The organism is Roseomonas mucosa ATCC BAA-692, assembly GCF_000622225.1.
In the GTDB taxonomy this organism is placed as follows: domain Bacteria; phylum Pseudomonadota; class Alphaproteobacteria; order Acetobacterales; family Acetobacteraceae; genus Roseomonas; species Roseomonas mucosa.
Genome location: NZ_JHWD01000004.1, coordinates 83463 through 106493, shown reverse-complemented (window position 1 = coordinate 106493; position 23031 = coordinate 83463). Strand labels below are relative to the sequence as shown.

Here is a 23031-nt window from a genome sequence, read left to right as displayed (position 1 = left end):
AGGGAGAAGCCGCGACAAGGGATACGCGGCCCGCGGGACGGTCGGCCTGTCGGCCCGCGGGGGGATGGGGGAGACGAACCGGGTGCGCGGACCTCTGCTGCTGCTGGCGGCGCTGGGCCTCTTTGCCCTGCTGGACACGAATTCCAAGCTGCTGTCGGGGCACTACCCGCCGCAGCAGGTGGTGGGCATCCGCTATGCCACCATGCTGACCCTGCTGCTGCTCGCGCGCCTCGCGCGCCCCGGCCTGGGCGGCGATCTGGGCACGCGGCATCCGTGGCTGCACCTGCTGCGCGCCGCCGGGATGCTGGGCTCGGCCTTCGGCTTCTTCCTGGCGCTGCGCGGCCTTGCCCTGGCCGAGGGCTACCTCGTCTATTTCACCGCGCCTTTCTTCACCCTGGCCCTGGCCGCGCTCTTCCTGCGGGAGCCGGTTCCCGCCTCCGCCTGGGGCTGGTGCGCGCTGGGCTTCGGCGGCGTGCTGATGTCGCTGCTGCCCGGTCTGACCGGCGGCGCGCCGGTGGCCTCCTATCTCTGGGCCCTGATGGGCACCGTCTGCTACTCCATCGTCATGACGATCAACCGCTGGCTGCGGCACGAGGCCGGGATGGCGCGGCTGATCCTCTGGACCTCGGCCCCCGGGCTGCTGGTGCTGCTGCCCTTCCTGATGGAAAGCTGGGTGCCGCCCGGGACGCGGGATCTCGCGGCGCTGATGGCCAACGGCGTCTTCTCCGGCGTGGCGTCGCTCTGCCTGGCCGGGGCCTTCCGCCATGCCTCGGCCTCCCGCCTCGCGCCGCTGGAATTCAGCGCGCTCGCCTATGCGGTGGTCTTCGACCTCGCGATCTGGGGCGTGGTGCCGGGGCCCTGGGCCATGGCGGGCGCGGCGGTGGTGATGCTGTCGGGGGTGATGAGCCAGCGCTCGGCCCGCGCGGCCTGAACGGCGGTCGACCCGTGCCGCCACGGCACGGGAGGGGCGCCGTCAAAGGGGGCTCTCACCGGCCCGTGCCTCGGCCATAAGCGGGGCCATGATCCTGACGCGCCTCTTCCTGATCCGGCACGCCATCGTCGAGCCCTCGGCCCGGCTGACCATGTACGGGGACATGGACGTGCCGCTCTGCACCGTGGCCCTGGCGGCGGAGCAGGTGGCCCATGCCTGGCTGGCCGAGCGGCTGCCGCGTCCGGCCCGCTGGTTCTGCACGCCGCTGGCGCGGACCCGCTCCACCGCGGCGGCCGTCTTCGCCGGAGGCTATCCCGAGCAGAGGCTGACCGTGCTGCCGGACATGCGCGAGCAGAACCTGGGCCGCTGGCAGGGGCTGACGCATGAGGAGTTCACCGCCCTGTTGCGCGACCCGCCGCACCCGTTCTGGCCGCATTCGGCCGAGGAGCGGCCGCCCGGCGGGGAAAGCGTCGGCGACGTGGTGAAGCGCGTCGGCCCGGTGCTGGACGATCTGGTGGACAAGTATCCGGGCGAATCGCTGGTGATCGTGGCGCATGGCGGCTCGATCCGCGCCGCGCTGGCCCATGCCTGCGGCTTCAGCCCCTATCAGGCGTTGCAGTTCTCCGTCCGCAACCTGTCCCTGACCCGGCTGGAGAATCTCAGCGGCCAGTGGCGCGTCGGCGCGGTGAACGAGGAGCCGCCCGGCCTCAGCGCACTGCACTGAGGCGGCCGGAAATCCGTCCTCCCGAGGCGCCGACGCTTGGTCACAGCCATTCTTTGCGTTTAGAACAGGGATCGGGACCAAGGGGTTAGGGGGAGAATTTGATGCGCCGTGCGATGTGCCTTGTGCTTCTCATGGCGCTGGCGGCCTGCGGCGGGGGCTCGATCCCACCGGCCGCCGAGCAGCAGACGCTGGTGGACCGCGCGACGCTGACAGCGCAGGAGATGCTGGGCCAGGGCGATCCGGGTGTGCGGCAGGACACCCAGGGCTCGCTCCGCCGTTCCCGCGCGGTGATGATCTGCCCGCGCGTGCTGAAGGCGGGCTTCATCCTGGGGGCGCAGGGCGGCAGTTGCGTGCTGACGGCGCGTGACGGGGCGGGATCCTGGTCTTCGCCGGCCTTCTACAGCTTCGGCTCCGGCTCGCTCGGCCTGCAGATCGGCCTGCAGGACGCACAGCTCATGTTCTTCATCCTGACGGACAAGGGGCTGAACGCCGTGCTGGACAACCAGGTCAAGCTCGGCGGCGACATCTCCATCGCCCTGGTGACGGTGGGCGGCGGCATGGGCGGCGCGACCACCACGGCGGCCGGAGCGGACGTGGTGGCCTATGCCAAGACCCGCGGCCTCTATGCCGGCATCACCCTCGATGGCGCGGTGATGAGCCCTTATCACGAAGGCAACCAGGCCTATTACGGGCGGGCGGTCGCGGTGCGCGACATCGTGCTCAGCATGACCGCCTACAACCAGGGCGCCGACCCGCTGCGCGCGGTGCTGATGCAGTACGGCGCCAGCCAAGCCGTCGTGCCGCCCTCCGCGCAGCCCTATGCGGCGCCGGCCCAAGGGAGTGTCCCGGGCGCCGCCCCCTATGGTCAGGCCGCGCCCCCCGCCTACAGCGCCCCGGTGACCGGCGGCGGGATCACGCGCGAGACGCTGCACTGACCGTCCCGGCGCGGGAGCGGACCGCGCCGGATGCCGTGGCGCCGCTGCCCCCGTGCCGGAAACGAGGTGCCGCCGCCGGCATCCCCGGCGCGAAAGCCGGGGATGCAACCCTGGGTGGTGCGGGTCCGTCGGCATGGTGCTATCCAGCGGGCCATCCTGCGGCTGGCCAACCGGCCTCCGGGCTTCTGCCTCCGGGCGGGCGTGATCCACGGCCGTCCCCCTTCCTCCACAGACCTGGCGCGAAGCCCGGTCCTGTTCCGGATCACCGCCCGATGCGCCTGTCCGCGCCCTCCGCTTCCGCCGGGAGGCGGGTCCACGCCCTGTTGCTGGCACTGTGGCCCACCGCCCTGCTCGCCGCCTGCGCCACGCCGCCGCAGGCCACGGCCCGGTTCCGCGAGCCGCCGCTCTCCTATCCGCCCTCCACCCGGGAGCGGATCGTCCGCTTCGCGCTGACGGAATGGCAGGACTGGGGCGGCTACGTCACCACGCCCGGCGAGAAGCACCCGCCCAGCAAGGCACCGGGACCGGAATCGGCCATCGCCAACTTCCCCCGCGTCCTCGCCTACTGGCGCGCGGTGGAGGAGGACCGGCCGGTGATCGACCGGAACCGGGACCGCTATGCCGCCGCCCTGCAAGGCGCGGCGACGGCCCCCTGGCGCGAGCCCGCCTGGTCGGCGGCCTTCATCTCCTGGGTGATGCGCTCCGCCGGGGTGGACCAGCGCGAGTTCGCGGGGAACGCCGCGCATTCCTTCTACCTGGACGCCATCCTGGCCGACGCGCGGGATTTCCCGGCCCAGGCGCCCTTCGTCCCGCACAGCATCGGCGACTATGCCCCTGCACCGGGCGATCTGGTCTGCGGCGACCGCTCGCGCCGCCCGCTCACCGACTGGCGGGAGAGGCTGGCGGAGATCGGGCAGTTCCGCGCCATGCATTGCGACATCGTGGTGCGGGTCGGGCCTTTCGTGGCGGAAGCGGTCGGCGGCAATGTGGAGGATGCGGTCACCATGACGCGCTTCCCCACCGATGCCTCGGGGCGCCTGCTGCCGCGCCCGGCGGGGGAGCCCGTCCTGTTCGGCGTGATCGAGGACCGGATCGGCAGGCTGCCGCCCTTCGGCGCGGCCATACCCATCCCCGCCAATCCCCCGGCCAGCATCGGAGCGCCCGTCTCGTGACCGACCAGCCCAGCACCTCGCTCTTCACGCCGCTGACCCTGCGGGGCGTGACCCTGCCGAACCGGATCGGCGTCTCGCCCATGTGCCAGTACTGCTGCGCGCCGGATGGCAGGCCCACGGAATGGCACCTGCAGCACCTCCTTTCCCGCGCCCTGGGCGGGGCGGGGCTGGTGATGACCGAGGCCGCCGCCGTGCTGCCGGAAGGGCGCATCACCCCCTGGGACCTCGGAATCTGGGAGGAGGCGCAGGTGCCGGGCCATGCCCGCCTCGCCGCCGCCATCGCCCGCGCCGGAGCGGTGCCGGCGATCCAGCTCGCCCATGCCGGGCGCAAGGGCAGCCGCAACCCGCCCTGGAGGCATGGACCGGCCTCGGAGCATGGCTGGGAGCCGGTCGGGCCGAGTGCCGTGCCCTTCGAGGGCTATGCCACGCCGCACGCCATGAGCGAGGCGGAGATCGGCGCCACGATCGCCGGTTTCGTCGAGGCCGCGCGGCGGGCGGTGCAGGCGGGCTACCGGGTGGTCGAGCTCCACGCGGCGCATGGCTACCTGCTGCACCAGTTCCTCTCGCCCCTCGCGAATCGCCGCGACGACGGCTGGGGCGGCGGTTTCGCCGGGCGGACGCGGCTGGCGCGCGAAACGGCGGCCGCGCTCCGTGCCGCCTTGCCGGGCGACGTGCCGCTCTGGGTGCGGATCAGCCACACCGACTGGGTGGAAGGTGGCTGGACCACGGAGGAAAGCGTGGAACTGGCGCGCCGGCTGCGGGAGGCCGGCGTGGATCTGGTGGATGTCTCCTCCGGCGGCAACGCGGCCCATGCGGAGATCCCGGTCGGTTCCGGCTATCAGGTGCCGGGTGCTGCGGCGGTGCGGCGGGGCGCCGGCATCCCGGTGGCCGCCGTGGGCATGATCACCGAGCCGCAGCAGGCCCAGGCGATCCTGGCCGAGGGCAAGGCGGATCTGGTGCTGCTGGCACGGGCGATCCTGAAGGACCCCTACTGGCCTGTCCGGGCCGCCGAGGCGCTGGGCCGGACGAGCGACCTCTCCATCCCGCCGCAATACGAGCGCGGCTGGGGCAAGTATCCGCTGCGGGACGGGGTGGCGGCACCAATGCCGCCCCTCTGATACGGCCCCTGTAGCGGGGAGGCCGTGGCGGAACCGGGGCCGGCGCTTTGGCGCCGACCCGGAACCCTGGCCTCAGCCGAGGCCGAGCAGCTCCACGTCGAAGATCAGCGTGGCGTTGGGCGGGATCACGCCGCCGGCGCCGCGCGCGCCATAGCCGTGCTCCGGTGGCAGGACGAGGATGCGGCGCCCGCCCACCTTCATGGTGGAGACGCCGATATCCCAGCCGGAGATGACTTGCCCCATGCCGATCATGAACTGGAAAGGGTCGCCGCGGTCGCGGGAGCTGTCGAACTTGCGGCCCGGCTTGCCCTGGTCGTCGAGCCAGCCGGTGTAGTGGACGGTGACCCACTGGCCGGGACGGGGGGATTCCCCCTCGCCGACCACCTCGTCACGGTAGCGGATGCCCGAAGGCAGGGTGCTGTACTGGTCGGCGCTGTCGGTCATACCCGGAATCCCTGAACTGGGTCCGCCCGCTTGTAGGGCAGGGGCGGGCCGAGGCCAAACCCGGGCGGTTTCCCCGGCCGGTCAACTGTTTGGGGGCGATTCACGAGTCCGGCGGTTCCGCCGGCGGCGGCCACGGGCTAGGGAGCCGCGATGGAATCCTTCGATGCGGTGATCCTGGGCGCCGGGGCGGCGGGGCTGATGTGTGCCATGGCGGCGGGACAGCGCGGGCGGCGCGTGCTGCTGCTCGACCATGCGGACCAGGCGGGGGCCAAGATCCTGATCTCCGGCGGCGGGCGCTGCAACTTCACCAACCTGGGCGTGGTGCCGGAGCGCTTCTTCTCCGCCAACCCACATTTCGCGAAATCCGCCCTGCGCCGCTACACGCAGCACGACTTCCTGGCACTGGTGGAGAAGCACCGCATCGCCTGGCACGAGAAGACGCTGGGCCAGCTCTTCTGCGACGGTTCGGCGCGGGCCGTCCTCGCCATGCTGCTGGCGGAATGCCAGGCGGCGCGGGTGGAGCTGCGGCTGCGACACCGGATCACCGCAGTCGCCCATGACGGCGGCGGCTTCCGCGTGGAGACCGACCGGGGCGCCTTCGCCGCGCCCGCTTTGGTGCTGGCAACGGGCGGTCCCTCCATCCCGAAGATGGGTGCCACCGGCTTCGCCTATGACGTCGCGCGGCAGTTCGGCCTGCCGCTGGTGGAGCCGCGCCCGGCCCTGGTGCCGCTGACCTTCGCCGGGGAGACGCTGGAGATGATGCGCCCGCTGAGCGGCGTGTCGTTGGAGGCGGTGGCCCGCTGCGGCCGCCATGCCTTCCGGGAGGCGGTGCTCTTCACCCATCGTGGCCTGTCCGGCCCGGCCATCCTGCAGATCTCCTCGCCCTGGCGGGAGGGGGAGGCGGTCATCCTGGACCTGCTGCCGGACCGCGATGCCACCGCCTTCCTGATCGAGCGCAAGAACAGCCGTCCGCGCGCCGAATTGCGGACCGTGCTGGGGGAGGTGCTGCCGCAGCGCCTGGCGGTCGCCCTGGCGGACGGCGTGGCACGGCCCATGGGGGAGTTGCCGGACCGGGAACTGCGCCGGGTGGCGGAGGGGCTGAAGAACCGCCGCCTGGTCCCCAGCGGCACGGAGGGTTATGCCAAGGCCGAGGTCACGCTGGGCGGCATCGACACGCGGGCGCTTTCCTCCCAGACCATGGAGGCGCGCGACGTGCCCGGCCTCTATGCGATCGGGGAGGCGGTGGACGTCACCGGCTGGCTCGGCGGCTACAACTTCCAGTGGGCCTGGTCGAGCGGCTGGTGCGCCGGACAGGCGCTCTGACTTCGCCTGGAGGGCACCGCCCGGAAGGTTCTTTTTCCGTTCCCGGATGGCCCTGGATGTAAATCAGCGTTTTCAAGGGTTTGTATTCGCGGGGCGCTTGCGTTCTATGGGGCCATGCCCAAGCTCCGCGCTTTTCTCCGGAACCTTGCCGTCGTTGCCGTGACCGTGCTGATCGGGACTGGCGTCGTTGCCCTGACCGGCTTTCCCTGGTGGGTCAGCGGCCCGCTCTATGTGGCCGTGGTGGCCGGGCTGCTGACCTGGGCCGAGAGCCTGCCGTCGCCGAAGCCGGCGAGGAAGCGGGTCCGGAAGGCACCGTCCGCCCGCCGCCCCGGCAGCGCGGCGAAACCCCGCCGCAGCAAGGCCGAGGCGGCGCCCCAGGCCCTGCTGCCGGCGCCGGACAAGAAGGGCTAGGCGCGGAGCGGTCCGCCCTCCCGGCAAAGGGCGGCCCGCTCAGGTGCGGATCGAGTTGCCTCCGTCTACCGTCAGCGTGGCGCCGGTGACGTAGCTGGCCTTGCCGGAGCAGAGGTAGAGCACCGCCGCGGCGGCATCGTCGGGGCCGCTGGTGCGGCCCAGCGGGATGCGGGCCAGCATGTTGGAGACGTATTCGTCGCTCAGCGGACTGACCTCGCTGCCCGGGGCGAAGCCGGGCTCGACCGCGTTCACGCGGATACCGCGCGGCGCGAAATCCAGGGCGAGCCCCTTGGTGAGCCGGTCCAGCGTGGTCTTGGAGGTGCAATAGGCGACGCGGGCCGGGTTCATCTTCCGCGAGGCGCCGGAGGAGATGTTGACGATGCAGCCCTGCACGCCCTCCGCCACCATCAGATGCGCCACCTCCCGCGACAGGATGAAGACGGCGCGGACGTTGACGCCGAAGACCCGGTCCCATTCGCTGGTCGGCAGGTCGAAAAGGTCGCCGCCGGGATAGATGCCGGCATTGTTCACCAGGATGTCCACCCCGCCCCAGCCCGCCTTCACATGTGCGGCGAGGTCGCGGATCGAGGCTTCCTCCATCAGCTCCGTCCGGTGGAGCATGACACGCTCCTCCGGCAGGGCCAGTTCCTCGGCCAGGGATTCCAGTGCCTCCGCCCGGTTGTCGGACAGGCAGAGGCGCGCGCCCTCGCGGGCGAAGGCCCGGGCGATCCAGCGTCCGTAAATGCCCCCGGCCCCGGTGACGATGACGCGCTTGTCCTGGAATTCCATCATGCCGAGTCCGGTTGGGAAAAGGGCGCGCAGCATGGTCCCGTGCAAAGGGTCCTGCCAGGGGGATGGGAGCGGGGAGGGCAGGGGCATCCCTGCAAAGGCAGCGGGGCAGGCGCGCAAGCAATTAGATTGCTACCTATTAGCTTTGCCCCTAGCTAACGTCCCATGTGCAGCGAGCGATCCCGCCTGGCCGCCGAGTTCGGGCGAGACCTCTTCCGCGCCGGCCAGCTCTGGCGGCGGGAGATGGATCTCGGCATGCGCCGTCTCGGCCTTTCGGACGGGACATGGCGGCCCCTGCTCTATCTCGGCCGCATGGGCGGCGGCATACGGCAGACGGACCTGGCCGCTGCCCTGGGGATCGAGGGGGCATCTCTGGTGCGGCTGCTGGATGCGCTGGAGCGCGGCGGGCTCCTGCGCCGGCATCCCGATCCGGAGGACCGGCGTTCCAAGGTGCTGCAACTGACCGAGTCCGGGCAGGAGACCGTGGAGCAGATCGAGAGCGCCTATGAGGGCGTGAGCCAGCGCCTGCTCGTCCAGATCGACGAGCAGGAGCTGGAGCTGTGCCTCCGCGTGTTCCGCAAGGTCGAGCTGACCCTGCGTGGCCCCGGCACGGCCATGGAGAGCGGCCCGGATGATGGCCTCTCCGGGGAGGTAGGGGCATGAGCGCCGCGGAAGGCAGCGCCGGCCCGGCCCGCAGCAACGCCATCGGTGCGGACAGCACGGCGGGCGGCATCCTGGCCGCCATGGGGCGCCGCTTCCGGCCGCGCCTGCCCGCATGGCTCATGGGCTGGAGCCATATCCTCCGTACCCTGCTGGCCTTCAGTATCGCGCTCTATGCCGCCTATGCGCTGGAGCTCGACAGCCCCTCCTCGGCCGGCCTGACGGTGCTGATCGTGGCCAGCGCCTCGCGCGGCGCGGTGCTGTCCAAGAGCCTCTACCGCGCCGGCGGCACGGTGGTCGGCGCGCTCGCCTCGATCACGCTCGTCGCCTGGTTCGCCCAGGCCCCATGGCTCTTCATCCTGGGCTTCTCCCTCTGGCTCGGCCTCTGCACCTTTGCCGCCTCGCTGCTGCGCTACTTCCGCAGCTATGGCGCGGTGCTGGCCGGCTACACCATCGCCCTGATCGCCCTTTCCGCGGTGCAGGACCCGGACAACGTCTTCCACCTCGCCACCGCGCGCATCGCCGTGGTCAGCCTCGGCATCCTTGTCACGGCGGTGGTCTTCCTGGTGACGGATCTTGGGCCGCGGCGCGGCGAGGTCCGGGCCGGGATCACCCGGCTGGTGGCGGCGGTGGCGGCGGTGACGCGCCAGGCCCTGATGCGGGAGGATGCGGCCACCGTGCGGGCCGCGCGCAGCAAGGTCGTCGGCGAGCTGAGCGCCCTGGACCAGACGGTGGAATTCGCCTCGGTCGAGGATACCGGCTTCGGCCGCCATGCCGATGGCGTGCGCCTTGCCGTGGCGGAGCTCTTCGCGGTGCTGACGGCCAGCCAGCGCACCGCCCGCCTGCTCGCCGATCCCGCGCTGGCGTGGGAGCCGCAGGTCCCGGCCACGCGGCAGCGGCTGACCGGCCTGATGGACCGCCTGGCCGCGCTGGCGCCCGATACCCCCCTCGACGCGCTGCGCAGCGACATCCACGCCGCCCAGGCGGAAACGGCTCGGGCCACGGCCACCTGCCGCGACCTGCCGGTGCTGGTGGCGCTGGAGCGTGCCGATGCGATGCTGCGGCAGCTCGTGCGGATCATGGACACCCTGACCGACCTGCGCGACGACACGCCTCGCACCCCGGCCCTGCAGCTGCGGATCTATGCCAACCCGGTGACGGCGGCGCGGAACGGGGTGCGCGCGGCGCTGGCCGTTTTCCTCGGCGGTGCCTTCTGGCTGGTGAGCGGCTGGTCCTCGGGCGCCAGCACCCTGGTCATGCTGGGCCCGATGTGCGCCCTGCTGAGCACGACGGACAGCGCGGCGGCGGCCAGCATCGGCTTCTTCAAAGGGCTGATCATCGCCATCCCCGTGGGGCTGATCGTCGCCTATGCGATCCTGCCGATGATGAACAGCTTTCCGCTGCTGCTGCTGAGCACGTTGCCTTTCGTCGCGCTTGGCGTGTGGCTCAGCCAGCGGCCGAAGACGATGGGTCTCGGCACCGCCTTCCAGATCTTCTTCATGGTGACGGTGTCACCGGGCAACCCGATGAACTACCAGCTTTCCAGCGCCCTCGATGGCGCCTTCGCCAACCTGATCGGCGGCTTCTGCGGCGTGCTGGCCTTCCGCGTGCTGCTGCCGCCCGACCCGGTGGCCGAGGCACAGGTGCTGCAGCGCTCGCTCGTGCGGGCGGTGCGGCGGCTGGCGAGGGGCCGCCTGATGCCCTGGCTGGTCTGGGAGCACCTGCAGCACCAGAAGCTGGTCCGCCTGTCGCGGCGTCTGGCGGCGGTGGCACCGGCGCGGCGCGGCGATGCCATCAGCGACGGCGGCAGCGCCGTGCTGATCGGGCGGGCGCTGATCCGTGCCCGGCTGATCGCCAGCCGCCCGGACATGCCACCCGCCGGGGCCACCATCGTGGCGCGGGCGGTGGGAGCCTTCGGGCGTGTCGATACCGCGCCGGCCGAGGTCGCCGCCGAGGCGCGGCGCGCCACCGCCGAGCTCACGGCCCTGGACGGCGCGAACGCCGTGGTCTTCCACGCCGCCGCCATGCTCAGCGAGGCCGCCGCGATCCTGACGGAACGCGCGCACTTCTTCCTGATCGGCCAGGACTGGCTGGCGGAGCCGCCGGGCAAGGGCCTGCCTCCAGGAAGCCAGGGCGGAAGCGGAGGCGGTGCGCCCGCCGTGGCGCGGGGGGCGGCCTGATGCTGGCGGAAATCAGTATCGGCGGCGTCTACCTGGCGCCAATCGTGGTCGAGGGGCTGCTCGCCCTGGCGATCTTCGCCCTCTGCCGCTCCGTCCTCGGCCGCCTGGGCGTGCTGGGCCGGATCTGGCACCCGGCGCTTTTCGAGGTCTGCCTTTTCCTTTCCATCGTCTCCCTGCTCGTGCTGCTCCGGTAGAGAAAATGAGATTCCTGCAATCCGCCCTCCGAGTCCTGATCACCCTGGCGGCGGTCGTCATTGCCGGCGTCCTCGTGGTGATGCTGTGGCAGTCCTACATGCTCTCGCCCTGGACCCGTGACGGACGCGTCCAGGCCCAGGTCGTGAACGTCGCCTCTGAGGTGGCCGGCACCGTCGTGGACGTTCCGGTGCAGGACAACCAGTTCGTCCACAAGAACGACGTGCTGTTCCAGGTCGATCCCACCCGCTTCCGCCTTGCCCTGGCGCAGGCCCAGGCCGCGCTGGAGAGCGCGCAGAACCAGTTGAGCTTCGCCCGGTCCGAATCCCGGCGGCAGCAGCGGCTGACGGTCTATGCCTCGGAGGAGGCCAGGGAGAAGGCGGAGAACACCATGCGGGTGGCCGAGGCCACGCTCGACCAGGCCAAGGCGTCGCTGGACGTGGCCAAGCTGAACCTCGCGCGTTCGACCGTGGTGTCGCCGGTGAACGGCTATGTCACGCATCTGCGGCTGCGGGCCGGCGCCTATGTCAGCACGGGCGTCGCGCAGATAGCCGTGGTGGATGCGGATTCCTTCTGGATCGAGGGGTATTTCGAGGAAACCAAGCTGCACGCGATCCGCCCTGGCGACCCGGCCCGGATCCGGTTGATGGGCTACAACACGCCCTTCGAGGGGCGGGTGGAGAGCATCGGGCGCGGCATCGCGGATTCCAACGACGCCACCAACAACCGCGGGCTGCCGGCGGTGAACCCGGTCTTCACCTGGGTCCGGCTGGCGCAGCGTATCCCGGTCCGGGTTTCCATCAGGGATCTGCCGCCGGAGGTGACCCTGGTGGTGGGCATGACGGCCTCGATCGATGTCGGGCCGGAAAGCGAGCAGCGTTCGGGCCTCGGCGGCCGATTGCTGGAATGGATGCGCGACAATATGTGACGCCGATCCCGCCGGGGGCGGGGGCATGGAAAAAAGGGCTGCCCGCCATTGGCGGACAGCCCTTTTCCTGGTCTTGCCGGTGCGGAGCGCTCAGCGGCCGGTGAGGATCCGCTCCACCAGCTGCCGCACCGTCGGGATGAAGCCGTTGGAATAGAAGGGGTCCTGCCCGAAGCGGTAGGCGTTGTGTCCCGAGAACATGAGGTTCTGCTCCGGGTCGCCGCCATGGGCGATGTCCTGCAGCGTCTTCTGGATGCAGAAGCTGCGCGGATCGGCCTTCTTGCCGTTGCTGAAATCCGGCTCGTGCTGCGACCAGTTGGAGAAGCGGCACTGCGACAGGCAGCCCATGCAGGCCACCTGATCGGCCAGGATCTGGCGGGATTCCTCGGGCGTCACGAAGACCAGCGTGTCGTCCGGGGTGCGCAGGGCCTCGGTGAAGCCCTCGCTCTCCCATTGCTGCACCCGCACGAGGTCGCCGGGCACGAGATAGACCGGCCGCTTGCGCGGGCCGACGCCGTAGCGGGCGGAATGCTCCCCGATCGCCTCGGAGGTATAGGCCACCTGGCGGTGCGAGCGCCCCTCCAGGCCGTGCAGGAAGTCGTTGCGCACGGCGGAGGAGTAGAAGCCGGTCGGCGAGAAATTCTGCAGCGACACGTCGCCGGGCTTCAGTGTCAGCAGGCGCTGCTTCCAGGCATCGGGGATCGGGCTTTCCTGCGTCACCAGCGGACGGGTGCCGAACTGGAAGGCGATGGGGCCGAGCTCCGGGTTGTTGATCCAGTCCTCCCACTCCTCCAGCCACCAGACGCCGCCGGCCATGATGATCGGCACGTCGCCCAGGCCGAACTGGCGCATCTGCTCGCGCAGCTTCAGCACGCGGGGGAAGGGGTCCTCCGGCTTGCGCGGGTCCTCGCTGTTGGACAGGCCGTTATGGCCACCCGCCAGCCAGGGGTCCTCGTAGACCACGCCGCCCAGCCAGTCCTGCGCCTTGTGATAGGCACGCTTCCAGAGGGCGCTGAAGGCCCGGGCGGAGGAGACGATCGGATAGTAGTGGACGCGGTATTCCCGCGCGATCTCGCTGAGCTTGTAGGGCATGCCCGCGCCGCAGGTGACACCATGGACGAGGCCCCTGGCCCCCTCCAGCACACCGCGCAGCACGCGCTCCGCCCCGCCCATCTCCCACAGCACGTTGATGTGGACGCGGCCCCGGCCGTTGGAGCGCTCATGCGCCTCCCGCGCCTGGGCGATGCCGCCGGCGATACCGTACTGCACCAGTTCCTCGTGCCGCTCGCGGCGGGTGGAGCCGTGGTAGACCTGCGGGACGACATGCCCGTCGGCGTCATAGCTGTCGGCATTGACACCGGAGAAGGTGCCCACGCCACCGGCCTCGGCCCAGCCACCGCAGGACGCACCATTGGTGGCGGAAACACCCTTTCCACCCTCGACGAGAGGGAGGACGTCTACGCCCCCCATGCGTATTGCGTTGATCGCCTTCACGGCACGCTATCCTGAAATTCCTGGAACGGGTCCCGATATGGACCGGCCACCCTCCCGAATCGAGGGGAAATGCGGCCTGTCTTCACCGATTTGTAAGATTGCCGGAAAAGCCGCCGGCACCGGGAGCAACCTGGGAGGGTATTTTCCTCTCTAGGCAAGTCCGGAGCGGCGATGTCCGGGCCGGGGCCCGTGCCGGCCGGTGGCCGGGCACAGGCCCCCTGGGCCTCAGTCGCGGAAGTCGCGCCGCGGGCCACGGCCCCGGTCGCCCCGGTCCCCACGGTCGCGGCGGCCCTCTCCACCTTCCTCGCCCTCGGGGCGGGGGCGGCGGGCGCCGACCTGCTCGGTGATGTCCGCGCCGGTCGCCTGATCGACCACCCGCATGGACAGCTTCACCTTGCCGCGGTCGTCGAAACCGATGACCTTGACCTTCACCTTGTCGCCCACGTTGACGATGTCGGTGGTCTTGTTGACCCGGTCCTGCGACAGCTCGGAGATGTGGACAAGGCCGTCCTTGGCGCCGAGGAAGTTCACGAAGGCGCCGAAATCGGCGGTCTTCACCACGGTGCCGTTGTAGATCGTGCCGATCTCGGCCTCGGCGGTGATGCCCTTGATGCGGTCGATCGCGGCCTGGGTCGCCTCCGGGCTGGACGAGGCGATCTTGATCGTCCCGTCGTCCTCGATGTCGATCTTGGTGCCGGTCTGCTCGACGATCTCGCGGATCACCTTGCCGCCCGTGCCGATCACTTCGCGGATCTTGTCCTTGGGCACGTTGATGATCGTGACCTTGGGGGCATTCGCCGAGACGTCGGTGCGGGCGCCGGACAGGCCCTTCGCCATCTCGCCCAGGATGTGGATGCGGCCGTCACGGGCCTGCTCCAGGGCGGTCTTCATGATGTCGAAGGTGATGGACGTGATCTTGATGTCCATCTGCAACGCGGTCACGCCCTGCTCGGTGCCGGCCACCTTGAAGTCCATGTCGCCGAGGTGGTCCTCGTCGCCCAGGATGTCGGAGAGCACGGCGAAGCCGCGATCCTCCTTGATCAGGCCCATGGCGATGCCGGCACAGGGGCGCTTCAGCGGCACGCCCGCATCCATCAGCGACAGGGAGGTGCCGCAGACGGTGGCCATGGAGGAGGAGCCGTTCGACTCCGTGATCTCGGAGACCACGCGCATCGTGTACGGGAACTTCTCCTTCTCCGGCAGGAGCGGGTGGATGGCGCGCCAGGCGAGCTTGCCATGGCCGACCTCACGCCGCCCCGGCGAGCCCATGCGGCCCGTCTCGTTCACCGAGTAGGGGGGGAAGTTGTAGTGCAGCAGGAAGTTCTCGCGGTACTCGCCGGCGAGCTGGTCGATGATCTGCTCGTCCTGCCCGGTGCCCAGCGTCGCCACGGCGAGCGCCTGGGTCTCACCACGGGTGAAAAGGGCGGAGCCATGGGCGCGCGGCAGCACGCCGACCTCGGCCATGATCGGGCGGACGGTGCGGGTGTCGCGGCCGTCGATGCGGATGCCCGTGTCGAGGATCGCGTTGCGGACCACGTCCGCCTCCAGGTCCTTGAGCAGACCCTTGGCGGCGGCCACGTCGAGGCCCTCGGCCTCCAGCGCCGCCAGGACCTCCTTCTTGACCTCGCCGACCTTGCCCTGGCGGAGAAGCTTCTGCGTCTCCTTGTAGGCCTCGGCCATCTTGTCGCGGCCCAGCCCGGCGATGCGGGCCTTGAGCGCCGTCAGGCCCTCATCGGCCTCGGCCAGCGGCCAGGGCTCCTTGGCGGCATGCTCGGCCAGCTCGATGATGCCCTGGATCACGGGCTGGAAGCCCCGGTGGCCGAATTCCACGGCGCCGAGCATCACCTCCTCGGAGAGCTCCTGTGCCTCGGACTCCACCATCAGCACGCCCTCGGCGGTGCCGGCGACCACGAGGTCGAGCTGCGAGCGCTTGCGCTCCTCCAGCGTCGGGTTCAGCACGTACTGGCCGTCGATATAGCCGACGCGCGCCGAGGCCACCGGGCCGAAGAAGGGAATGCCGGACAGCGTCAGGGCGGCGGAGCAACCGACCATCGCCACCATGTCCGGGTCGTTCTCCATGTCATGCGACAGCACCGTCGCGATGACCTGGACCTCGTTGCGGAAGCCTTCGGGGAAGAGCGGGCGGATCGGCCGGTCGATGAGGCGCGAGATCAGCGTCTCGCTCTCGGAGGGACGACCCTCGCGCTTGAAGAAGCCGCCGGGGATCTTGCCCGCGGCGAAAGCCTTCTCCTGGTAGTTGACGGTCAGCGGGAAGAAGTCCTGCCCGGGCTTGACCGAACGGCTACCGACCGCTGTGCAGAGCACGATGGTATCGCCCAGGCGGGCCATCACGGCGCCATCGGCCTGGCGGGCCACCTTGCCCGTCTCCAGCGTCAGGGTCTTGCCGCCCCAGGCGATGTCCTTGCGGTAGTAGTGGTCGAACATGCGGTCGTCCTAATGCGTCCCGCCCCGTGGCCATGGGCCGCCGGGCAAGACTGTGGATGCGACGCGGGACGGTGCGGTTGGGACGGTCGGCAACCCGAGGATTCGGGTGCCCGGCGTCTCGGGCGGCATGGAGGGCCGCGATAGTGGGGCGGCAGGAAACCATGTGGCCGGAAACGCCGCGGCGCGGCTCGTCCATGTGCACCACCGCGTGCGCGGAAGTGGAGAGCGGCCGGTGGCCGCACCCTTGAGCCGGGCTATATGCCTTCGTCCGGCGCGGATTGCCAGTCCCAATGTCCGTTGAGGGAGGGGACTGTGGCTGGGGCCGTTCCCGGCATGGCCGCCGATACGGCCACGGCCTGCCGCCATTGTCGCGCTGCCCCCGGGGGCGGCGACGGGCTGCGGTCGAGCTTACGGCTTGGCGCGGTCGGCGCCACGGGTGACCGCGTTGCCGACCGCCGAGACATCCTCGCCGGCGCCCGACACGGTATTGCAGGCGCTGAGCAGGGTGGCGGACCCCAGCAGCAGGCAGGCGGTCACGACGGCCGCTATGGTTCTGGACATGGTGCGAAACTCCTCTGAACGACAGGATCGGGACAAGGAGCCGCGGGGATGAAGCCCCCTGGCGCGATCTGCAACATCCAGGGTGACGCCGGGTTTCACCCCGTTCGCTGGGACGGGGGCGCCGGTCAGTCCGCCAAGTCGGCGGGGGTCACGAATCGCACGAGACGGCCACCGCCGGCCGAGAGCCGGTCCCAGGCTCCCTCCACCGTGAATTCGGCCAGGGCAGCGGTGGGATAGCCTTCGCCGAGCCGGTGCGCATCTCCCTGCGGATCCTCCAGGGCCGGGCGGCCGAGGAGCTTCATTGCGAGCTCGTGCATCCCGGGGTTGTGCCCGATCATCAGGACGCAATGCGTCTCCTCCGGCACGAGCCGGATGGCCTCCAGCATCGTGTCGGGCGTGGCGAGATAGAGGCTGTCCGTGGCCTCGATCCTGGGCTGGCCGGGGAGGGGGGAGAGCGCCTCCAGCGTTTGCAGCGTGCGGCGGGCGGAGGAGACCAGCACCAGGTCGGGAGCCAGGTTCAGCCGGTGGAAAAGCTGCGCGACGGCGGCCGCCGCCTTCCGGCCGCGGCTGTTCAGCGGGCGGGCATGGTCGGAAAGCGCCGGGTCGTCCCAGGAGGATTTCGCATGGCGGAGCAGCAGAAGCCGTCGCATGGATGTGAGGATGCCATGTCCCGGATGCGATGTCGCCCCCCTGCCGGCGCTTCTCTCGCCACCGCCTCGCCGGGGTTCCCGCCCCGCCTGACGGCCCTTTCCGGACCATCCCCGGAACAGCCGTCCGGGAGCTTTCGCGGCCATCACGGGGAGGCGGCGAAGCGGCGCCGACACAGGCGCCCGGTCCGTGAATGCCGCGCCAAAGGGGCTACGCGCATGGGTTATGCCAAAACTTGACGGGAAATGGCGGAGGTGGGACGACTTCCGCCGCGCCAGGGCACCGTTCTTGGACGTCCACGAACAGCACAAGAAGATGTGAGGATGAGACCGATGGCCTCCATGCGTCCACGCGGCAGGATCACGGTGCTGGCCGCCAGTTTCTCGCTGGCCTCACTCGCGGGCCTGTCCCTCGGCAGCGGCGACGCCCTGGCCCAGACCACGCTCACCATCGCCACCGTCAACAACGGCGACATGGTGGTGATGCAGCGGCTTTCCGCGAAGTTCGAGCAGCAGCACCCCGACATCAAGCTGCGCTGGGTGGTGCTGGAGGAGAACGTGCTGCGCCAGCGCGTCACCACCGACATCGCGACGAAGGCCGGCCAGTTCGACATCATGACCATTGGCAACTACGAGGTGCCGATCTGGGCCAAGCAGGGCTGGCTGGAGCCGATGGAGAACCTGCCCGCCAGCTATGACGTCGATGACCTGCTGAAGCCGGTCCGCGAGGGGCTCACCTACGAGAACAAGCTCTACGCCCTGCCGTTCTATGGCGAGAGCGCCATGACCTACTACCGCAAGGACCTGTTCCAGAAGGCCGGCATCACCATGCCGGAGCAGCCGACCTATGACCAGGTGAAGGACGCGGCCGCCAAGATCACCGACAAGCCCGGCCAGGTCTTCGGCATCTGCCTGCGCGGCAAGCCGGGCTGGGGCGAGAACATGGCCTATGTCACCTCGCTGGTAACGACCTTCGGCGGACAGTGGTTCGACAAGAGCTGGAAGGCCACGATCGACACGCCGGAATGGCACAAGGCGCTCACCTACTACAACGACGTGCTGAAGAACTACGGCCCGCCGGGAGCCACCTCGAACGGCTTCAACGAGAACCTCGCCCTGACGGCGGGCGGGCGCTGCGGCATGTGGATCGATTCCACGGTCGCGGCCGGGCTGCTCTACGACACCAGGCAGTCGCAGGTGGCGGACAAGATCGCCTTCGCGCCGATCCCGGTGGGCGACTTCAAGGGCGGCCCGACCTGGCTCTGGAGCTGGAACCTGGGCATCCCCGCTTCCTCGAAGCAGAAGGAGGCGGCGAAGACCTTCACCACCTGGGCGACGTCGAAGGAGTACATCCAGCTCGTGGCGCAGGAGAATGGCTGGGTCGCCGTGCCGCCGGGCACGCGCCGCTCGACCTATGAGAACGCGGACTACCAGAAGGCCGCGCCCTTCGCCTCCTTTGTGCTGAAGGCGATCGAGACCGCCAACCCGAACGGCGACACGAAGAACCCGCGCCCCTATACCGGCGCGCAGTTCGTGGCGATCCCGGAATTCCAGGGCATCGGCACGCAGGTGGGGCAGACCGTCGCGGGCACGCTGACCGGGCAGACCAGCATCGACGCGGCGCTCAAGGCGGCGCAGTCCGCCACCGAGCGCACCATGCGCCAGGCCGGCTACGGCCGCTGATGCCCCCGTCCTCGCTGCCCTGACCTCGCCGCCGCGCCGGGCCCCCGGCGCGGCACCTCATTGCCGGGAGGCCGCATGTCCGCCATCTCCGCCCAGCAGGGTGTGGCCAGGGAGCCGGCGAAGCGCCGGCGCTCCGGTACGCTGCCCCTGATCGCCCCCTCGGTCGGTGTCCTGCTGCTCTGGATGATCGTCCCGCTGGCGATGACGATCTGGTTCTCCTTCCAGCGCTACAACCTGCTGAACCCGATGGTGACGGGCTTCGCCGGGCTGGAGAACTACGAGTTCCTGGTCACCGATCCGGATTTCTGGGCCTCGCTGGTCAACACCCTGGTGCTGGTGGGCTCGGTGCTGGCGATCACCGTGGTGCTGGGCACGCTGCTGGCGGTGCTGTTCGACCAGAACTTCCCCGGGCGCGGCGTGGCGCGGCTACTGGCCATCGCGCCCTTCTTCGTCATGCCGACGGTGAGCGCGCTGATCTGGAAGAACCTGATGATGCACCCGATCTACGGCGTGCTGGCCGCACTCTGGCGCGGCGTCGGGCTGACGCCGGTGGACTGGTTCGCCCAGTTCCCCATGCTCTCGATCATCGTCATCGTCTCCTGGCAGTGGCTGCCCTTCGCGCTGCTGATCCTGCTCACCGCCATCCAGTCGCTGGACCACGAGCAGAAGGAGGCGGCGCGCATGGACGGGGCGGGGCCGGTCGCGCAGTTCCTCTACATCACCCTGCCGCATCTCGGCCGCGCCATCAGCGTGGTGATCATGATCGAGACGATCTTCCTGCTGACCGTCTTCGCCGAGATCTTCGTCACCACCTCCGGCGGCCCCGGCAACGCCACCACCAACCTGGCCTTCCTGATCTATGCCCGCGCGCTGCTGCAGTTCGATGTCGGCGGCGGCTCGGCGGGTGGCATGGTGGCGATCCTGCTGGCCAATGTCGTGGCCTTCTTCCTGGTGCGCAGCATCGCGCGCCGGCTGGAGATCTGACGCCATGCGCGAAAGCACGATGCAGCGGGTCCTGATCGCCATCCTGGGCTGGGGCGTGGCGCTGGCCATGTTCTTCCCCATCCTCTGGATGGTGCTGACCGGCTTCAAGACCGAGGTCGCGGCCATCGCCACCCCACCGCAGCTCTTCTTCCAGCCGAGCCTGGAAAGCTATGCCGAGGTGCGGGACCGGGCGGACTACATCCACTTCGCCCTGAACAGCGTCATCATCTCCTTCGGCGGCACGATCCTGGCGCTGGCCTTCGCCATCCCGGCGGCCTATGCCATGGCCTTCCACCCGACGAAGCGCACGCGCGGCACGCTGCTCTGGATGCTGTCCACCAAGATGCTGCCGCCGGTGGGCGTGCTGGTGCCGATCTACCTGCTCTTCCGCACCTTCGGCCTGCTGGACAGCCGCACCGGGCTCATCATCATCTACGCGCTGATGAACCTGCCCATCGTGGTCTGGATGCTCTTCACCTTCTTCAAGGAGGTGCCGCACGAGATCCTGGAGGCCGGGCGGATGGACGGGGCCAAGACCTGGGCGGAGTTTCGCCACCTGCTGCTGCCGCTCAGCCTCCCGGGCATCGCCTCCACCGGGCTGCTCTCGCTGATCCTCTGCTGGAACGAGGCCTTCTGGAGCCTGAACCTCACCACCTCCGAGGCGGCGCCGCTCACCACCTTCATCGCCTCCTTCTCCTCGCCGCAGGGGCTGTTCTTCGCCAAGCTCTCGGCCGCCTCCACCATCGCGGTGGCGCCGATCCTCATCTTCGGCTGGCTCAGCCAGCGACAGCTCGTCCGCGGCCTGACCTTCGGCGCGGTAAAGTAGGAGAACCCGCATGGCCACGCTGACCCTGCGCGACATCCGCAAGCGCTATGCCGAGGTCGAGGCGATCAAGGGGATAGACCTCGACGTGCAGGACCGCGAGTTCGTGGTCTTCGTCGGCCCTTCCGGCTGCGGCAAGTCCACCCTGCTGCGCATGATCGCGGGGCTGGAGGAGATCACCTCCGGCGACCTGATGATCGACGGGCGGCGGGTGAACGACCTGGGCCCGGCCGATCGCGGCCTGGCCATGGTGTTCCAGTCCTACGCGCTCTATCCGCACATGACGGTGCGGGACAACATGGGCTTCGCCCTGAAGATGGCCGGCACGCCGAAGGCCGAGCGTGACCGCAAGGTGGAGGAGGCCGCGCGCATCCTGCAGCTGGAGCCCTATCTCGACCGGCGCCCCAAGGCGCTCTCCGGCGGGCAGCGGCAGCGCGTGGCGATCGGCCGCGCCATCGTGCGCAACCCGAAGATCTTCCTCTTCGACGAGCCGCTCTCCAACCTCGACGCGGCGCTGCGCGGGCAGATGCGGATCGAGCTGGCCCGGCTGCACGAGGAGCTGAAGGCCACGATGATCTACGTCACTCACGACCAGATCGAGGCCATGACCATGGCCGACAAGATCGTGGTGCTGCAATCCGGGCGGGTGGAGCAGGTCGGCTCGCCGCTGGAGCTCTACCATCATCCGAGGAACCTCTTCGTGGCGGGCTTCATCGGCTCGCCGCGTATGAACATGCTGCCCGCCCGCATCACCGGGGCGGAGGGCGGCGGCGTCACCGTGCAGCTCGCCTTCGGCCCGAACCTCGCCGTGCCGGTGCAGGCCGGGTCGGTGCGTCCGGGCGAGGCCGTGACCGTCGGCATCCGCCCCGAAGGGCTGCGGCCCGATCCGGGCGGCCCGATCCAGGGCGAGGTGCTGCTGGCCGAGCGCCTCGGCGGGCTGACCCTGCTGCACCTGCGCCTGTCGCCGGACCAGGTGGTGATCGTGCAGCTCGACGGCAGCGACGCGACGCGGCCGCACGAGGTGCTGCGACTTTCCGTCGATCCGCGCCTCTGCCACGTCTTCGACGAGCGTGGCGAGGCCCTGCCGCACCTCGAAACGCACCACCTCGCGGCCTGAGGAGGCCCGGCATGTATCTCGGCCTGGATTTCGGCACCTCCTCGGTCAAGGCCCTGCTGGTGGATGGGGCGCAGCGCGTGCTGGCCAGCGCCAGCAGCCCGCTCGCCGTGTCCCGCCCCGCGCCCGGCCACAGCGAGCAGGACCCGCGGGACTGGTGGCAGGCCATGCTCGACGCCGTGGGTGCCCTGCGCGCGCGGGAACCCGCCGCTTTCGCCGCCCTTCGCGGCATCGGCCTGTCGGGACAGATGCACGGGGCGGTGCTGCTGGATGCGGCGGGGGAGGTGCTGCGGCCCTGCATCCTGTGGAACGACACCCGTTCCACCGCCGAATGCCGGGAACTGGAGGAAGCCTTCCCTGCGCTGCACGAGGTGGCGGGCAACCTCGCCATGCCGGGCTTCACCGCGCCGAAGCTGCTCTGGGTGCGAAAGCACGAGCCCGGGGTCTTCGCCCGCACGGCCAAGGTGCTGCTGCCCAAAGCCTGGGTGCGGTACCGCCTGACCGGCGAATTCATCGAGGACATGTCGGATGCCTCCGGCACGCTCTGGCTGGATGTCGGGCAGCGCGACTGGTCCGACGCCGCGCTCGCCGCCACGGGCCTGTCGCGCGACCACATGCCGCGCCTGGTGGAAGGCAGCGCACCGGGCGGGATGCTGCGGCCGGAGCTGCTGCGCGAATGGGGCCTGTCCGGCCCGGTCGTGGTGGCGGGCAGCGCCGGCGACAACGCGGCAGGCGCGGTCGGGCTGGGGGCGATCCATCCGGGCGAGGCCTTCGTCTCGCTTGGCACCTCCGGCGTGCTCTGGGCAACCACGGACCGCTACGCACCCTATCCGAAGGCAGCGGTGCATGCCTTCTGCCATGCCCTGCCGGGCCTCTGGCACCAGATGGGGGTGACGCTCTCGGCGGCCTCCTGCCTGGGCTGGTGGGCGCAGGTGGCGGGGCAGGGGGAGGCGGCGCTGCTGGCCGAACTGCCCGCGATCCGCAAACCCTCCGAGGCGGTCTTCCTGCCCTATCTTTCCGGCGAGCGCACGCCGCACAATGACGGCGCGGTCCGCGGTGCCTTCGCCGGCCTGTCGATGGACACGGAACGCGCGGCGCTGACCCAGGCAGTGCTGGAGGGCGTGGCCTTCTCCTTCCGCGATTGTCTCGACGCGCTCGCCGCCTCCGGCACGGTGATCCGCGAGGCCGACGTGATCGGCGGCGGCTCCCGCTCCCGCGCCTGGATCGGCATCATTGCCGCGGTGCTGGGCATCCCGCTGCATGTGCTGGCGGAAGGCGAGTATGGCGGCGCCTTCGGCGGCGCGCGCCTCGCGCGGCTGGCGGTGACGGGCGAGGACCCGGCCGCCGTCTGCACCCCGCCGAGGCGGCTGGAGACGGTGATGCCCGATGCGGAGCTCACCGGAGCCTATGCCGCCCCGCTGCGCCGCTACCGCGCCCTCTATCCGGCCATTGCCGGTTCCTTTTCCTGAGCCGAGG

General features: G+C 70.3%; 22 protein-coding genes. 16 read left to right on the top strand and 6 right to left on the bottom strand.

Annotated features, from left to right (window positions below):
- Nucleotides 1–82: 82 nt before the first annotated feature.
- The 5 genes from BT98_RS0107325 (at nt 83) to BT98_RS0107305 (ending at nt 4880) form a co-directional block, all read left to right on the top strand.
- Nucleotides 83–931, top strand: a complete 849-nt coding sequence (locus BT98_RS0107325) for a DMT family transporter (RefSeq protein WP_226946122.1) — start codon at nt 83–85, stop codon at nt 929–931.
- Between the two features lie 88 nt (nt 932–1019).
- The gene (locus tag BT98_RS0107320; RefSeq protein ID WP_019459790.1) at nt 1020–1655 is read left to right on the top strand and encodes a histidine phosphatase family protein; all 636 of its coding nucleotides are present in this window, start codon (nt 1020–1022) and stop codon (nt 1653–1655) included.
- 101 nt (nt 1656–1756) lie between these two features.
- Nucleotides 1757–2590 (top strand): lipid-binding SYLF domain-containing protein, encoded by an 834-nt coding sequence (locus BT98_RS0107315; RefSeq protein ID WP_019459789.1) that lies wholly within the window; start codon nt 1757–1759, stop codon nt 2588–2590.
- 272 nt (nt 2591–2862) lie between these two features.
- Nucleotides 2863–3762, top strand: coding sequence for a DUF2272 domain-containing protein (locus BT98_RS25995; protein WP_019459788.1), 900 nt, complete (start codon nt 2863–2865; stop codon nt 3760–3762).
- A complete protein-coding gene (locus BT98_RS0107305; protein ID WP_019459787.1) occupies nt 3759–4880 on the top strand; it encodes an NADH:flavin oxidoreductase/NADH oxidase in 1122 nt (373 codons plus the stop codon). The genes BT98_RS25995 and BT98_RS0107305 overlap by 4 nt, the downstream gene beginning before the upstream one ends.
- Nucleotides 4881–4952: 72 nt before the next feature.
- Here the strand turns inward: BT98_RS0107305 and BT98_RS0107300 are convergent, their stop codons facing one another.
- Nucleotides 4953–5324 carry an FKBP-type peptidyl-prolyl cis-trans isomerase gene (locus BT98_RS0107300; protein ID WP_019459786.1) on the bottom strand — a complete coding sequence of 124 codons (372 nt, stop codon included), beginning with the start codon at nt 5322–5324 and terminating at the stop codon, nt 4953–4955.
- 150 nt (nt 5325–5474) lie between these two features.
- On the opposite strand from BT98_RS0107300, the gene BT98_RS0107295 reads away from it, so the two are divergent.
- Nucleotides 5475–6647 carry a BaiN/RdsA family NAD(P)/FAD-dependent oxidoreductase gene (locus BT98_RS0107295; protein ID WP_019459785.1) on the top strand — a complete coding sequence of 391 codons (1173 nt, stop codon included), beginning with the start codon at nt 5475–5477 and terminating at the stop codon, nt 6645–6647.
- Nucleotides 6648–6761: 114 nt separating this feature from the next.
- Nucleotides 6762–7058 (top strand): hypothetical protein, encoded by a 297-nt coding sequence (locus BT98_RS0107290; protein ID WP_147292469.1) that lies wholly within the window; start codon nt 6762–6764, stop codon nt 7056–7058.
- A gap of 39 nt (nt 7059–7097) precedes the next feature.
- Here the strand turns inward: BT98_RS0107290 and BT98_RS0107285 are convergent, their stop codons facing one another.
- Nucleotides 7098–7883, bottom strand: a complete 786-nt coding sequence (locus BT98_RS0107285) for an SDR family NAD(P)-dependent oxidoreductase (RefSeq protein WP_019459783.1) — start codon at nt 7881–7883, stop codon at nt 7098–7100.
- 129 nt (nt 7884–8012) lie between these two features.
- Between BT98_RS0107285 and BT98_RS23535 the strand changes: the two genes are divergently transcribed.
- From BT98_RS23535 to BT98_RS0107265, 4 genes are read left to right on the top strand one after another with little or no spacing between them, the layout of a single operon-like run.
- The gene (locus BT98_RS23535) at nt 8013–8510 is read left to right on the top strand and encodes a MarR family winged helix-turn-helix transcriptional regulator (protein WP_019459782.1); all 498 of its coding nucleotides are present in this window, start codon (nt 8013–8015) and stop codon (nt 8508–8510) included.
- Entirely contained in the window at nt 8507–10687 is a 2181-nt protein-coding gene (locus tag BT98_RS0107275; RefSeq protein ID WP_019459781.1) for an FUSC family protein, read from the top strand. The genes BT98_RS23535 and BT98_RS0107275 overlap by 4 nt, the downstream gene beginning before the upstream one ends.
- Nucleotides 10687–10881, top strand: coding sequence for a DUF1656 domain-containing protein (locus tag BT98_RS0107270; RefSeq protein ID WP_019459780.1), 195 nt, complete (start codon nt 10687–10689; stop codon nt 10879–10881). Before BT98_RS0107275 ends, BT98_RS0107270 begins: the two co-directional genes overlap by 1 nt.
- A gap of 5 nt (nt 10882–10886) precedes the next feature.
- On the top strand, nt 10887–11807 hold the full coding sequence (locus tag BT98_RS0107265; protein WP_019459779.1) for an efflux RND transporter periplasmic adaptor subunit: 921 nt from the start codon (nt 10887–10889) through the stop codon (nt 11805–11807).
- 90 nt (nt 11808–11897) lie between these two features.
- On the opposite strand, the gene BT98_RS0107260 is transcribed toward BT98_RS0107265, so the two are convergent.
- The 4 genes from BT98_RS0107260 to BT98_RS0107245 all read right to left on the bottom strand — a co-directional run bounded on the left by BT98_RS0107260 (nt 11898) and on the right by BT98_RS0107245 (nt 16954).
- Nucleotides 11898–13298: an NAD(P)H-dependent flavin oxidoreductase gene (locus BT98_RS0107260; RefSeq protein ID WP_026032972.1), complete on the bottom strand. Its 1401-nt coding sequence runs from the start codon at nt 13296–13298 to the stop codon at nt 11898–11900.
- A gap of 225 nt (nt 13299–13523) precedes the next feature.
- Nucleotides 13524–15743 (bottom strand): polyribonucleotide nucleotidyltransferase, encoded by a 2220-nt coding sequence (gene pnp, locus BT98_RS0107255; RefSeq protein WP_019459777.1) that lies wholly within the window; start codon nt 15741–15743, stop codon nt 13524–13526.
- Between the two features lie 408 nt (nt 15744–16151).
- Nucleotides 16152–16304, bottom strand: coding sequence for an entericidin A/B family lipoprotein (locus BT98_RS26525; RefSeq protein WP_079253244.1), 153 nt, complete (start codon nt 16302–16304; stop codon nt 16152–16154).
- A 125-nt stretch (nt 16305–16429) separates the two neighbouring features.
- Nucleotides 16430–16954: a SixA phosphatase family protein gene (locus tag BT98_RS0107245; protein ID WP_019459775.1), complete on the bottom strand. Its 525-nt coding sequence runs from the start codon at nt 16952–16954 to the stop codon at nt 16430–16432.
- Between the two features lie 330 nt (nt 16955–17284).
- Here BT98_RS0107245 and BT98_RS0107240 point away from each other — a divergent pair, with 330 nt between their 5' ends.
- The 5 genes from BT98_RS0107240 (at nt 17285) to xylB (ending at nt 23024) form a co-directional block, all read left to right on the top strand.
- On the top strand, nt 17285–18634 hold the full coding sequence (locus BT98_RS0107240; protein ID WP_019459774.1) for an ABC transporter substrate-binding protein: 1350 nt from the start codon (nt 17285–17287) through the stop codon (nt 18632–18634).
- Nucleotides 18635–18709: 75 nt separating this feature from the next.
- The gene (locus tag BT98_RS0107235) at nt 18710–19618 is read left to right on the top strand and encodes a carbohydrate ABC transporter permease (protein WP_019459773.1); all 909 of its coding nucleotides are present in this window, start codon (nt 18710–18712) and stop codon (nt 19616–19618) included.
- Nucleotides 19619–19622: 4 nt separating this feature from the next.
- Nucleotides 19623–20444 (top strand): carbohydrate ABC transporter permease, encoded by an 822-nt coding sequence (locus tag BT98_RS0107230; RefSeq protein WP_019459772.1) that lies wholly within the window; start codon nt 19623–19625, stop codon nt 20442–20444.
- A 10-nt stretch (nt 20445–20454) separates the two neighbouring features.
- Nucleotides 20455–21558, top strand: coding sequence for an ABC transporter ATP-binding protein (locus BT98_RS0107225; protein ID WP_019459771.1), 1104 nt, complete (start codon nt 20455–20457; stop codon nt 21556–21558).
- Nucleotides 21559–21569: 11 nt separating this feature from the next.
- A complete protein-coding gene (xylB, locus tag BT98_RS0107220) occupies nt 21570–23024 on the top strand; it encodes a xylulokinase (RefSeq protein ID WP_019459770.1) in 1455 nt (484 codons plus the stop codon).
- The last annotated feature ends 7 nt before the right edge of the window (nt 23025–23031 follow it).